This is a genomic window from Planococcus circulans, from assembly GCF_020023385.1.
GTDB lineage: Bacteria > Bacillota > Bacilli > Bacillales_A > Planococcaceae > Planococcus.
The window spans coordinates 163711-177226 of the sequence record NZ_JAIQCL010000007.1 but is presented as its reverse complement, the minus strand read 5'-3'; the positions used below and the strand labels follow the sequence as shown (position 1 = coordinate 177226).

12 protein-coding genes are annotated in these 13516 nt (G+C 47.3%); 8 read left to right on the top strand and 4 right to left on the bottom strand.

Translation table 11 applies throughout. The features are described from left to right. Window positions 1-7 precede the first annotated feature (7 nt). The 4 genes from pdxK to K8U60_RS12920 all read left to right on the top strand — a co-directional run bounded on the left by pdxK (window position 8) and on the right by K8U60_RS12920 (window position 3567). Window positions 8-841: a pyridoxine/pyridoxal/pyridoxamine kinase gene (gene pdxK, locus K8U60_RS12935; RefSeq protein ID WP_223640120.1), complete on the top strand. Its 834-nt coding sequence runs from the start codon at window positions 8-10 to the stop codon at window positions 839-841. 162 nt (window positions 842-1003) lie between these two features. After that, a complete protein-coding gene (locus K8U60_RS12930; RefSeq protein ID WP_223640104.1) occupies window positions 1004-1354 on the top strand; it encodes a YojF family protein in 351 nt (116 codons plus the stop codon). Window positions 1355-1368: 14 nt separating this feature from the next. After that, window positions 1369-2058, top strand: a complete 690-nt coding sequence (gene bshB2, locus K8U60_RS12925) for a bacillithiol biosynthesis deacetylase BshB2 (protein WP_223640101.1) — start codon at window positions 1369-1371, stop codon at window positions 2056-2058. Window positions 2059-2214: 156 nt separating this feature from the next. Next, on the top strand, window positions 2215-3567 hold the full coding sequence (locus K8U60_RS12920) for a YjiH family protein (protein ID WP_223640098.1): 1353 nt from the start codon (window positions 2215-2217) through the stop codon (window positions 3565-3567). Between the two features lie 71 nt (window positions 3568-3638). On the opposite strand, the gene K8U60_RS12915 is transcribed toward K8U60_RS12920, so the two are convergent. Next, window positions 3639-4583, bottom strand: a complete 945-nt coding sequence (locus K8U60_RS12915; RefSeq protein WP_223640082.1) for an L-threonine 3-dehydrogenase — start codon at window positions 4581-4583, stop codon at window positions 3639-3641. A gap of 446 nt (window positions 4584-5029) precedes the next feature. Here K8U60_RS12915 and K8U60_RS12910 point away from each other — a divergent pair, with 446 nt between their 5' ends. Genes K8U60_RS12910 through K8U60_RS12900 form a run of 3 tightly spaced genes read left to right on the top strand, consistent with a single transcriptional unit; the run spans window position 5030 to window position 7328 of the window. After that, on the top strand, window positions 5030-5854 hold the full coding sequence (locus K8U60_RS12910) for an amino acid ABC transporter substrate-binding protein (protein WP_223640080.1): 825 nt from the start codon (window positions 5030-5032) through the stop codon (window positions 5852-5854). Continuing rightward, window positions 5841-6542 carry an amino acid ABC transporter permease gene (locus K8U60_RS12905; protein ID WP_203339677.1) on the top strand — a complete coding sequence of 234 codons (702 nt, stop codon included), beginning with the start codon at window positions 5841-5843 and terminating at the stop codon, window positions 6540-6542. Before K8U60_RS12910 ends, K8U60_RS12905 begins: the two co-directional genes overlap by 14 nt. A gap of 36 nt (window positions 6543-6578) precedes the next feature. Beyond that, the gene (locus K8U60_RS12900; protein ID WP_223640077.1) at window positions 6579-7328 is read left to right on the top strand and encodes an amino acid ABC transporter ATP-binding protein; all 750 of its coding nucleotides are present in this window, start codon (window positions 6579-6581) and stop codon (window positions 7326-7328) included. A 66-nt stretch (window positions 7329-7394) separates the two neighbouring features. Here K8U60_RS12900 and K8U60_RS12895 read toward each other — a convergent pair whose 3' ends face one another. Continuing rightward, a complete protein-coding gene (locus K8U60_RS12895) occupies window positions 7395-8510 on the bottom strand; it encodes a mandelate racemase/muconate lactonizing enzyme family protein (protein ID WP_223640074.1) in 1116 nt (371 codons plus the stop codon). A 100-nt stretch (window positions 8511-8610) separates the two neighbouring features. Between K8U60_RS12895 and K8U60_RS12890 the strand changes: the two genes are divergently transcribed. Beyond that, the gene (locus tag K8U60_RS12890; RefSeq protein ID WP_223640071.1) at window positions 8611-9816 is read left to right on the top strand and encodes a M20 metallopeptidase family protein; all 1206 of its coding nucleotides are present in this window, start codon (window positions 8611-8613) and stop codon (window positions 9814-9816) included. Window positions 9817-9936: 120 nt separating this feature from the next. Here the strand turns inward: K8U60_RS12890 and K8U60_RS12885 are convergent, their stop codons facing one another. Both K8U60_RS12885 and K8U60_RS12880 read right to left on the bottom strand, forming a co-directional pair. Then, window positions 9937-11127 carry a glycine C-acetyltransferase gene (locus tag K8U60_RS12885; protein WP_223640068.1) on the bottom strand — a complete coding sequence of 397 codons (1191 nt, stop codon included), beginning with the start codon at window positions 11125-11127 and terminating at the stop codon, window positions 9937-9939. 93 nt (window positions 11128-11220) lie between these two features. Further along, entirely contained in the window at window positions 11221-13329 is a 2109-nt protein-coding gene (locus K8U60_RS12880) for a M6 family metallopeptidase (RefSeq protein ID WP_223640065.1), read from the bottom strand. Window positions 13330-13516: the final 187 nt, after the last annotated feature.

Sequence of the window (13516 nt, the reverse complement as noted above, 5' to 3'; positions counted from 1 at the left end):
TTTACGCATGACACTCAAAAAAACCTTAACCATCGCCGGTTCTGACACTTCCGGCGGAGCAGGCATACAAGCAGACCTTAAAACTTTCCAGGAACATGGAACATATGGCATGAATGCATTGACTGTCATCGTCACCATGGATCCTGAAAACGGCTGGAGCCACGGCATCCATCCGATTGCGTTGGATACGCTCGATGCCCAGTTGACAACAGCGTTCTCTACTGGCGTTGACGCCTTGAAGACCGGCATGCTGCCGACTGTCGATATTATCGAAATGGCTGGAAAAGCGATTGCTGATTCTGGCATCACAGACGTGGTCATCGATCCGGTAATGGCGTGCAAAGGCGAAGACGAAGTTTTATTTCCTGAAAACGTTGACGCCATGATCAAGTATTTACTGCCGAACGCTAAAGTCGTTACGCCGAATCTGGTGGAAGCTGGTCAATTATCAGGCGAAGGCACCTTGCAAACAGTGGAGGACATGCAGACAGCTGCTGAAAAGATCCACGCGCACGGCGCTGAGTTTGTTGTCATCAAAGGCGGCAAGCAATTGAAGCACGAAAAGGCGGCAGATTTGCTGTTCGATGGCAAAACGCATTATTTGCTGACATCCGAAAAAACGGATACCACATACAACCACGGCGCAGGCTGCACATTCGCAGCAGCGATTACGGCGAACCTGGCAAACGGCCAGTCGGTTAAAGACGCTGTCCTCAACGCCAAAATTTTTGTCGCAACAGCGATCCAGCACGGCTGGAAGCTGAATGAATACGTCGGCCCTGTCATGCACGGTGCCGCATCGAAATTCACAAAACCTGAAGTTGAAGTAACTGAATTATAAAATGTTCCAGTCCAGACCGCCCCGGAAGATCATGAAAATGATTTTCCGGGGCGGTCTTTTTTGTTTAAATGAAAATGACTGAACCGACACAAAGCATCCTAATCGCATTCTTCCCCACATTTCCCTATACTGAAAGAATACCGATTCAATAGGAGGAACATCATGGAACTAGTCGAAGTAAAAAAACTACAGGTTGAACTGGATGCTTTTGCAGGCAGAGATGTCTACCTTCATTTGGAAACGACGAACGGCTCGTATGCCACCCATTTCAATGAAGGCTTTTTCAATGCTGGTGCATTTATCCGAAACGTCGTCATCAATTACGAACTCGGAAAAGTGGTTGGGGACAGCCCCCATCGTGTCGGACTGAAATTGCCGCATGGCTGGGTCTACGCGCAAGGCATTACACATTATGAATTGGACGAACAAGGCCGCCTGCTCCTTGCAGGACACGACGGCTCTGGAAAATTGGCGGTCGCGCTGCAAATCAGCGAAACACCGTTCAGTTATTAAGGGAGGAACTTACGATGACAATTCCACAAGAACGACATGTCCTGGTCGTCTTCCCTCACCCGGATGATGAAGCATTCGGCGTGTCCGGAACGATCACGACACATATCCAGCAAGGCACCCCGGTTACATACGCGTGTCTGACACTTGGCGAAATGGGCCGCAACTTGGGCAACCCGCCATTTGCCACAAGAGAATCATTACCGATCATCCGCAAAAAGGAGCTTCAGGCTTCTGCAGATGCAATGGGATTGACCGACCTTCGGATGATGGGGCTGCGCGATAAAACCATTGAATTCGAAGATGACGAGAAGATGGTCGGCTTGATGACGGACCTGATCGAAGAGCTGAACCCTTCGAAGATCATCACCTTCTACCCTGATTTCGCTGTCCATCCGGACCATGAAGCGACTGCCCGTGCCGTTGTGCGTGCCGTTCGCCGGATGAAGGATCGTCCGACATTGCATGGCGTCGCGTTTGCGAACAATACAGTGGAAATGCTTGGTCAACCCGATGTCATCTACGATATCCAGGAAGTCCGCGACCAAAAAATGAATTCCATGAAAGCCCATATTTCTCAAACGGCCTGGATGCTTGAGGAGATGGAACATAAACTTCAACAGGGCGATAAAGAGACAGAAAACTGGTTGACGAAAGAACGTTTCTACAATTATCGTTGGCACGAAGATTTTGAAAAATCCTTTTAAAAATATACCCCTCAACTTTTTCTCTGTTGGGGGGTATTTTTTATGGACATTTTCAGATAATATAAACATTGGCTGTTAAGCGTTTTCATGGGGAAAAACGCTGTATAATCAGTTAGTATCATGTGTATTCATACACTCAGAAAAGGGGAATTAGTTGTGAAAAAGTTTTCTGCTTCAACTTGGTTATTGTTCTTGATTCCTTCTTTACTTGGAATCCTGCTGTTTTTAATACCGATTCCAACCGAAGATGGCTGGATGGTAACAATTGCTGTGCTTGCCAATTTGTTGGCCGGATCTATTGAATCCATTGTACCGTGGATAATGATGGTCATTTTAATCGTGGCCGCTTTAGGTTCATTGTTCTTCATCACAAAGAAAGTCAACGAGAAAGAATCCGTTTCATTTGTCGATAAGCTTTTCAATGTCAATCTCTTCTGGACCATCGTCCGGATCCTGGGAGCTGCATTTGCAATTATGGTGCTTTTCCAAGTCGGTCCTGAACCGATCTGGAACGAAAATACCGGCGGACTTCTTCTGGCTGGAGACGGTTTACTGTCATTCCTTTTCACCATTTTCCTCTTTGCCGGATTATTCCTTCCCCTCTTGATGAACTTTGGCTTGCTTGAGTTTTTCGGAACCATGATGGTGAAAATCATGCGTCCGCTTTTCCGTTTGCCTGGCCGTTCTTCCATTGACGCCTTGGCTTCATGGGTCGGAGATGGCACCATCGGGGTTCTACTGACAAGCAAACAATATGAAGCAAATAAATACACGCAACGTGAAGCAGCAATCATCGGAACCACCTTCTCGGTCGTTTCCATCACATTTGCGATTGTGGTCATTCAGGAGATTGGTCTTGGCAGCTACTTCCTGCCTTACTACGCTACTGTCATTCTAGCGGGTATCATCTTGGCGCTGATCATGCCGCGCATTTATCCACTTTCGAAAAAACCGACTACATTCATGGACGGTTCGCCACAGGAGTCTCAAACTGAGGATGTTCCAGAAGGCTATAACGTCGCTTCCCACGGCATTGAAAACGCCTTGACGAAAGCCGATGATAATCGCTCTATCAGTAAATTTTTCCGAGACGGCTTCAAAAACGTGTTGGATATGTGGATTGGGGTCGCGCCGGTTGTTATGGCTTTTGGTACGGTCGCATTGATCTTGGCTGAATATACTCCTATATTTACGATTCTGGGTACGCCATTTGAACCGTACTTACGATTGCTCGGCGTTCCGGAAGCAGCAGAAGCTGCACAATTGATGGTCGTCGGTTTTGCCGATATGTTCCTGCCAGCTATTCTTGGCGCAGACATCGAGTCTGAAATGACACGTTTTGTTGTCGCCACTATGTCTGTAACCCAACTAATTTACATGTCCGAAGTCGGTGGATTGTTGTTGGGTTCCAAAATACCCGTCAACATCTTTGACCTAATCGTCATTTTCCTGCTTCGTACAATCATTGCTTTGCCGATTGTTGTCGGTGTCGCACATTTGTTATTTTAATCAAACCAAAAACGCCATCCGCATGCCGCGGATGGCGTTTTTATCATTTCGGCTTTTTTAATGGGATTCACTCAAACGGGTTGAAGCTTTTTTTTTAATTTTTCCAGCATATCGAAAGTCATCGCGTCCAGATCGTAAGAAGCTTTAAAGCCCCATTCTGATTTCGCTGCCGATGCATCAATATTATCTGGCCAGCTGTCTGCAATTTCCTGTCTTGCCGGGTCAACAGCATAGGACATCTTGAAGTCCGGAATATGCTTGCGGATCGATGCTGCAATCTGTTCCGGCTCAAAGCTCATCGCCGTCACGTTGAAAGCATTGCGGTGAATCAATTTGGCGGGATCTGCTTCCATCAAGTCGACGATGGCCTGCAGTGCATCCGGCATATACATCATATCCATGTAAGTGCCTTCTGCAATATAAGAGGTGTAACTGCCTTGCTCAATTGCTTTGTAATAGATGTCGACAGCGTAATCGGTCGTGCCTCCGCCCGGTTGTGCAACGTTTGAAACCAGCCCCGGGAAACGTACGCCGCGAGTATCAACGCCGAATTTTGTATAGTAATAATCACATAGCAACTCGCCGGCTACTTTGTTGACCCCATACATGGTGGTCGGGCGCTGCAATGTGTCCTGCGGTGTGTTCTTTTTAGGTGTTGATGGACCGAATGCGCCAATGGAACTGGGTGTAAAAAATTGCATGCCAAGCTCACGAGATGCTTCGAGCGCATTTACAAGGCCGCCCATGTTCAGGTTCCAGGCAAGCAGCGGTTTTTCTTCAGCAGTCGCTGACAGCAAAGCCGCCATGTGGACCATTGTATCCGCTCCAAAATCCTTTGCCAAATCGTGCATTCTCTGTGCGTCTGTCACATCCAAAATTTCAAAAGGACCGGATTGATCGGCAGTTTGGCGGATATCCGTCGCCAATACATTGTCATTGCCATAGATGCTGCGCATTTTCCCCACAAGCTCCGACCCAATCTGTCCTAAAGCACCTGTAATCATAATTCGTTCCATTTTCAACACTCCTTTTCTCCAAAACATTTGTCCTGTGTGAAAACACAAAAAATAGCTTATAAACCTTGTTAATTTAACCTTTAATATTTAGTTATTATAATGTGTTCTCTTTAAAAACACAAATGATTTCTAAAAAAAGATTACCGTCAATTGATCTCCAACTAGCAAAACGTTCTCTATCAGTGCATAACCGCTGAATCATCGAACTTCAGAAAATCTGTCTTTTTGCGTTCGCTTCATTTGAGACTGCAGGGTAGGCGTGCTATAATAAATCAGCTTTAGGATTACTTGTAGATTTCGCATCAATTTTCCTTTTTTTAAACTTTAAACCTACTAATCCGGTTGGTCATTATGTCTTTATGAACTATATTTACAGTAGGTTTAAAATACGGATGCGGCATTCGGGTAAGGAAATCCAAAAAATACAAAAGAATAGAGGAGAGTTTATGAAGAAATTTAGTTTGGCGTTTTTATTGTTGGTGGCAATGCTGGTTTTGGCTGCATGCGGAGGGTCACCCGAAGAAGATCCAACGACAGATGATGCAGTAGGAGACGAAAGCTCAGAGCAAGATCTATTGGCTAAGGTCCAGGAAGAAGGAACATTGGTTATCGGAACGGAAGGAACCTACCCTCCTTTCACTTTCCATGATGCTTCGGGTGACTTGACTGGATTTGATGTGGAAATAGCTCGTGAAGTGGCAGATCGCCTTGGCGTTGAAGCTGAATTCCTTGAAACGCAATGGGATGCCATGTTTGCAGGATTGGATGCCGGCCGTTTTGATATGGTCGCGAACCAAGTCGGGATCAATCCGGAACGTCAGGAAAGCTATGAGTTTTCAGACCCGTACATCACCTCTACTGCCGTATTGGTGGTTGCAGAAGACAACACGGATATCCAGAGCTTTGAAGACTTGGAAGGCAAATTGTCTGCGCAGTCACTGACCAGCAATTATGCTGAAACCGCAACTTCATTCGGCGCAGAACTTGAAGGCGTCGAAGGATTTAACCAAGCAATCGAATTATTGAATTCGGGCCGTGTTGATGCGACTGTCAATGATAATTTGACCGTTTTGGATTTCCTGAAACAGCGTCCGGATGCACAAGTGAAAGTTGTCGATGAGTCTGAAGATGCTGCTCAAAGTGGATTATTGTTCAGACAGGACAGCGGCGCAATCGTCGATGAAGTCAACCAGGCATTGGCCGATATGATCGAAGACGGCACCTACGATGAAATTTCAGAAAAATGGTTTGGTGAAAATGTACTTGAATAGTATTTTCTCCGATCCTGTCAGAATGGAACGGCTTGTGGACATTGCGCAATCCTCATTCCTTCCATTAATCGAGGCAACTCTTCAATTCACCTTGCCTCTATCGATCATATCCTTTATTTTCGGATTGGTACTGGCGATTTTGACAGCTTTGGCGCGAATTTCTACGGTTAAAATTTTCCAGATCATTGCCCGCGTCTATGTTTCCATCATTCGGGGTACACCGCTGCTGGTCCAATTGTTCATCCTGTTTTACGGATTGCCGACACTCGGTATCACGATTGATCCATTTCCAGCGGCAGTGATCGGTTTCTCCTTGAACGTCGGAGCTTATGCTTCCGAAGTGATCCGGGCAGCCATCTTGTCGATTCCCAAAGGCCAATGGGAGGCAGCCGATACCATCGGCATGTCTTACACACAATCCCTGCGACGCGTCATTTTACCGCAGGCATCACGCGTTTCGTTGCCTCCCTTGTCGAATACATTCATCAGTCTGATTAAAGATACATCGCTGGCATCGCTTATTCTGGTTACCGAGATGTTCAGGGTCGCCCAGCAAATCGCTGCGACCAATTACGAGTTCCTGCTGCTTTACGGGCAGGCGGCATTGCTTTACTGGGTCATCTGCTTTGCCTTGTCTCTGGTTCAAGGAAGACTCGAACACCGCTTTGACCGGTACGTTTCCAGATAATAAAAGCAGTTCACTTATTGCAGTAAGGAGTCCCAGATGATTTCAATCAAAAATTTGCATAAAAAATTCGGCGATCTTGAAGTATTGAAAGGCATTGATGCAGACGTCCAAAAAGGTCAGGCCATCGTGGTCATCGGGCCATCCGGGTCCGGAAAAACGACATTCCTGCGCTGCCTAAATACGTTGGAGACACCGACTTCCGGGTCCGTAACAATCGACGAACAAACCATCGACTTCTCCAAACCTTTGTCGAAAAAGCAGATTATGGCTTTTCGCAAGCAATCGGCTATGGTCTTTCAGCATTACAACCTGTTCCCGCACATGACAGCTCTTGAAAACGTCATGGAAGGTCCGGTTACTGTCCAAAAGCTGGACAAAAAATTAGCCCGCAAAAAAGCCGAACAGCTGCTGACGAAAGTCGGTCTCGGCGAAAAGATCAATGACTACCCGTTCCAGCTGAGCGGCGGCCAACAACAGCGCGTCGGCATCGCACGCGCGCTGGCACTCGAACCGAAAGTCATGCTGTTCGACGAACCGACGTCTGCGCTCGATCCGGAATTGGTCGGCGAAGTGCTGCAGGTTATGAAAGACTTGGCTGCTGAAGGCATGACGATGGTCGTGGTGACACACGAAATGCGCTTTGCCAAAGGCGTCGCTGACGAAGTGCTGTTCATGGACGAAGGACGCATCGTCGAGCGCGGCAAACCCGAAGACATCTTCAACCATCCGACAGAAGAACGGACAAAACGTTTCCTGAGTTTGATACAGAAAGCCGATACGATTTAAGAAAAGCGTAAACTGAATGAAACAGAAAAACTCGCCTCTCTTTTGAGATTGCGAGTTTTTTTGCGGTCATTTTTCGATGATGCATGATTTAACCGTCAATTTCTCCAATTGCGCCTGATCCACTTCCACACCCAGACCTGGCTTACCGGATAATAAGACATTCGGGTGCTGATAGGTCAAGTCGCCGATTTCTTCACTGAACAGCAACGGCCCCGTCAATTCGGTGCTTTCGATATTGATGCGTGACATCGCAACGTGGTAGCCTGCGGCTGAACCGATGGATGATTCCACCATGGAACCGATTTGGCACAGCATACCCGCTGCTTCAGCCGTCTTTGCCATTTGCGCAGCATGGAAAATCCCCGCACATTTCATCAATTTGATGTTGATGACATCCGCCGCCTGCAGCCGGATGATTTCCAACAGGTCTTCCATCGATTGGATGCTTTCGTCGGCCATGATCGGCACGGCGGTCTTCGAACGGATTTCAGCGAGTCCCCGGATGTCGCCCATGCGGATCGGCTGCTCGATCCAGGCAATGTTGGCCCCTTCAAGTTGTTTGATTGCCGCCACGGCAATGCCTGGAGACTTCCATCCTTGATTGACATCGACTCGGATCGGCATGTCTTTGCCGACTGCTTCGCGAACGGCCAAAATCCGGTCGACATCTTCCTGCGCCTGCCCTTTCCCTACTTTCAGCTTTAGGGAAGCATAGCCCATTTCAACGGCTTTCTTCGCTTTTTCCGCCATGATTTCAGGTGCTTCGATGCTGAGCACTTTCGGATAATCCAAATGAGCCGTTGCCTGCCCGCCAATCAGGTTATAGACTGGCTGCCCGGACGCTTTACCCATCAAATCATAGCAGGCGATATCCACAGCGGCTTTAGCCGCTGGATTGCGGGCCATCAACGCGTTTAGTTTCGAATGGATAGTTTCAATATCGAACGGGTTCATTCCGATGATCGCCGGGAGGAACAGCTCTTTCAATAGTTCAAACGCTGCAGTGAAATACTCTCCCGTCACATGTTCATCCGGAACTGCTTCTCCGTATCCGACAAGGCCGGTGTCTGTTTCCAGTACCACAATCAATGCCGGCATATCTGGATAAGTTGCATAAGAGATGATGAATGGTTCGCTGAGAGGAAATCTGACTGCATGCAAAGATGCTTTTGTGATTTTCATTTGAGTGCCTCCAATGATTTTAACTTATTGTATACTTACTACTATAGTGAAATTAAAGAATAATTGGTATTTTATTTTATATCCAAAGGAGCTTACATATATGACATTAGCTGAGCAGATTGATTCACTGTACGAGGAAATGGTGGAAACAAGAAGACACCTGCATATGCATCCCGAGCTGTCGCATCATGAGATTGCGACTCCGGCTTTTATTGCGGACCGTCTGGAAGAATTGGGCGTTGAGGTTCGCCGGGGAGTTGGCGGGCGCGGAGTCGTCGGGACGATCGGTGGCGGCAAGCCTGGCAAAACGATTGCATTTCGTGCAGATTTTGATGCCTTGCCGATCGATGATCAAAAAGATGTCCCTTATAAATCCACTGTTCCCGGCGTCATGCATGCTTGCGGACACGATGGACACACTGCTGCTTTACTCGGCTTCGCTAAAGCGATGATGGCCATTCGGGAAGAGCTTCCGGGCACGATTGTGCTGATCCATCAATTCGGCGAAGAGTTGTCGCCGGGCGGTGCACGTGCCATGATTGCAGATGGCTGCCTGGACGGTGTGGATGCCGTCTACGGCGCTCATCTGCAAAGCAAAATGGACAGTGGCCGTATTTATTTGCGCGATGGCTTTCTGCAGGCGTCCGAGGATACGGTCAAAATTATCGTCCACGGCTCGGGAAGCCACGGAGCCGAACCGCATAACGGCGTCGATCCAATTCTGGCAGCGAGCCATATCATGGTGGCGCTGCAATCCATCGTCAGCCGAAATGCGGACCCGCTGAAGGAGTTGGTCGTCTCCATCGGAAAATTCCATGCGGGTGATGCCGATAATGTCATTCCGGGCAAAGCCGTGCTGGAAGGCACCATCCGCGTCTTCGATCCTGAGCTTCGCGAGCTGGCCAGCCAGCGCCTGCGGACGATTGTGGAGAATGTCGCCATCGCAATGGGCGCCACGGCTGAAGTGATCATTGAAAATGGCTATGATGCGCTGTGGAACCATCCGGCTGAAACCGAGCGGGTCCGCAGCGCAGGCCGCGGCTTGTTGGGTGAAGAAAACGTCGTGGAAATCGACCCGGTCATGCCGGTCGAGGACTTCACTTATTTTACGCAGGCAAAGCCTGGCGCCTACTTTTTTATTGGGGCGAAAATGGCAAATAATGCCGCAGTTTACCCCCATCACCATGAAAACTTCGATTTCAATGAAACCGCCATGCTGGTGATCGCAAAAATGTTCGCTGCGATTTACTTTGAGGCGCAGGAAATGCCTACGGACAGTATTCTGGTTGATTTGGACAGTATTTAAGCTAGTTTGGACAGTATTTCCTGCCACCTGGACTGTATATCACACCATCCGAACTGTATATCCTATATTTGGAAATAAAAACACGCCCAGCGGCGTATCGCCGGGCGTGTTTTCGTTTATTTACTTGATGACGCCTAATTCTTTGCCGACTTTTTCGTAAGTGGCGATGGCTTCATCCAACATTTCTTTCGTGTGGGCAGCTGTCGGCATGTTACGTACGCGTCCAGTGCCTTTTGGAACGGTTGGGAAAACGATCGACTTGGCATAAACGCCTTCTTCGAACAAACGCTTCGAAAATTCCTGCGTCAGCTTTTCGTCGCCGATGATGCAAGGTGTAATCGGCGTTTCGGAATGGCCGATATCAAAGCCTAATGCATCCAGCCCTTTTTTCAGGTAATCGCCGTTGCTCCATAATTGATCATGCAATTCCGTTGAATCCATGATCATTTGGACTGCAGCGGTGATAGCTGCCACGTCGCCTGGAGTTACCGCTGTCGAGAACAGGAATGGACGTGAACGGACTTTCAGCCAATCGATGAGATTCTTTTTGCCGGCTACATAACCGCCGACAACTCCGACTGCCTTAGACAAAGTTCCCATTTGCATATCGACTTCTTTTTCAAGGCCGAAATGCTTCACAGTTCCTTTTCCTTTGCCAGTGACGCCTGAACCGTGCGCATCATCCACGTACGTGATCAAGTCGAATTCCTTGGCGATTTCCACAATCTCAGGAAGTTTGGCGATATCGCCATCCATTGAGAAGACCCCGTCCGTGATGACCATAACTTTATTGTAGAGGCCTGATTCTGTCGCTTCTTTCGCTTTCATGCGAAGGTCTTCCATATCGGAATGCTTGAACGCGATGATTTTCGCTTTTGACAAGCGGCAGCCATCGATGATTGATGCATGGTTCAATTGATCGGACAGAATCGCATCGTTCTTGTCCATTACAGCTGAAATCGCCGCCATGTTGCAATTAAAACCGGATTGGTAGGAAATAGCCGCTTCGGTTCCTTTAAACTCGGCTAATTTCTCTTCCAATTTCACGTGCAGATCAAGCGTTCCGTTGATAGTGCGGACTGCCCCTGCACCGACACCATATTTATCGATAGCATCTTTTGCCACTTGCTTCAACTCTTCGTTGGTCGCAAGCCCCAGGTAGTTATTTGAAGAAAGGTTGATCAGTTCCTTGCCGCGCACTTTGATGATGGCGCCGTTCGGTCCTTCAACCGGATCGATTTCATTATAGAGGCCCTGCTCTTTTAATTCTGTTAAATTTTCATCTAAAAATGTATCTAGTTTTTTCGACAATGTCCTCTTCCTTTCACAAACAATCTCAGTTTCCATCTTACCATACGGGGCTTTTTCTCCAAAAGAAAAAGCGGACCGAGGTCCGCTTTCAGCTTATTTATTGCTTTTTTCTTTGTTCTTGCCTTTGTTCGGGTTGTCTTGCTTATAGATTACTTCATACGTGAATTCTTTCGCTTCTTTTTGCCCTTCTTCTGCAGCGTAAGAAGTGATCATTTTCACATTGCCTTCACGAAGAACCTGGTTAAGGTCCAACGCCTGCTTTTCTGTCACGTTAAATGGATCAACGTGGAAAACGCGTTCTTTGCCGTTTTTCTTGGTTTGGATGAATGTTGTCGTGAAGTTGACATAGTCACCTTTCAATTGACCCAATGACTGGAACACATCCGTTGAAGTGCCATCAGCTGTGAACTCGCCTAATTCAATATTCTTGATGAACCACCCTGAATTGTTTGAACCCCAGTCAGTCAGGTTGCGGAATGAAACCAGAACATCCTGTCCTGCATAAGCGGATAAATCAAAGCTTTCAGTTGCCCAATCACCATTCGTTCCAGTAAATCCAGGCACGTTTTCCTTGATGGTCGGGTAACCTTCTTCAACTACATCACTGCGCGTGTTTTCATTTTCAAGAGAAGTCCATGAATCGCCATTGTCAGTTGAAACCTGAACCATACCGAAATCCCATTGCTCTTCAGTATCGTAGTAATGCTCGAACGTCAATGTCGCGTCGGCAGCAGGAATAGTTGCTCCAAAAATCAATTCCTGATCTGCTTCGTCGCCGTTATTTGCGTGTAGCACCTGTGCACCAGAACCTTTTGGATCTGCTACAGTTTTCCATTGCAATGGCAGGAAGTCGACGCCGTCAAATTCCAGGCCGCGGACATCTTTGCCGAAGTTGAATTCCTTAAAGTCGCCGCCCCATGCTGGAACGCCTTCTTTTTCAAAGGTCTTCGCTTTTTCAAAGTCTACCGTTTTGCCGCGCACGTCACCATTTGTACCGACCGGCAGTTCACGCAAATCAATGCTTTCGAAATTATAATCGCTGCTGACGTCTGAGTTGTCCAACGTCAACGCCGTCATGAAATTCTGGTAGACTTCAGTGAATGTCTTATTGGTGCCATAATCCTGCAATACTTTATCGACGCTCGCCATTCCCTGGCTGTCGCCGTCTGTCGCTAATTCACGGATGAACTCTTGTCCGAACTTGTCGTACATATAAAGAGTGAACAGGTAAACCTGGCCGTAATCCGCAATTGTTTCAGGACCGGTTGCTGCAGTTCCATGCTCGTCCCAGTTGACTAATGAGTTTTCCGGGTGGTCCAAATAGAAGTTGATTGATCCTTCTCCGTGACCATATCCGCCCAGAAATTCAGAGAATGTCGACATGCCTTCATTCAACCATGTTTCTTCAGAAGGGTCATTATCAGCTTGGATCAAATGCTGCAATTCGTGGATTGTTGTCCCGAAGAATGTGCTCTCCAAACGTGTTTCCCATGAATTCGTATCGATGGTGATGATGTTGCGGTCTGTGTAGTTTTCAAGCGTCTGCCAGAAGAAGCCGGCAACAAAGAATGGGTAACTTGGGTTGTTCCAGCCTTCATCCTGGACATTATCGACCAGCATGATGACTTTATCAGATCCTTCGTAATAGCCTTCAGGAAGGTTAACCATACCGGGAAGTGGCGAGTTAGAGCCATCCAATTGATCCGGTGTTCCGAAGAAGTCAGTTGCTACCGGATAGATGTTGCTGTCAAACTCAGCCTTTAATTTATCCACCTGAGCCTGTGTGACCACGTCAGCCGGTTTCGGGTTATTTGGCCCGTAAGCCAAATCTTTGGCTACCCAGATTTCCACGTTGTCGCCAATGCTCCGAAGTGTAAATTCTTTAAAAGCTAAATTGCGGTCCAGGAATAATTTCGTCCCGTGATCTTCTGTAAATGCTCCGTCGGCTGCCGCCTCAGACGTTCCGTCTGTCACGTCATCCGCCTGTTCTTTTATCTTTTTATCCGCTTCTTTTTTGAAATTTTCATCCTGCGCTAAATCATTCAAGCTTTGGTCGATATCGATCCGGTCCCCGTATCGTTCACTGTTCCAGTCGTTTGCTGATGGTACTGCCTCGGTTGGTGCCGCTGCAGCTGCTGGCGCGAATAAAGATAGGGTTAACGCACTAGCCGATAAGATCGATACCCATTTGCTGTTCTTCATGTTGCATCCCCTTCCAAACTGTCAGAATATTATTTCTTTCAAAATCTTACCATGACAGAATAGTCAGAAGAATAGGGGAAAAGGTATATTTCGAGTTACGAAATTACAGGTTATAAGATTCATTTTTCCCTATTACAAATAGTTCAAATGGTTTTAATTATAGAAAGAGAACGTAAAAAAACCGCCT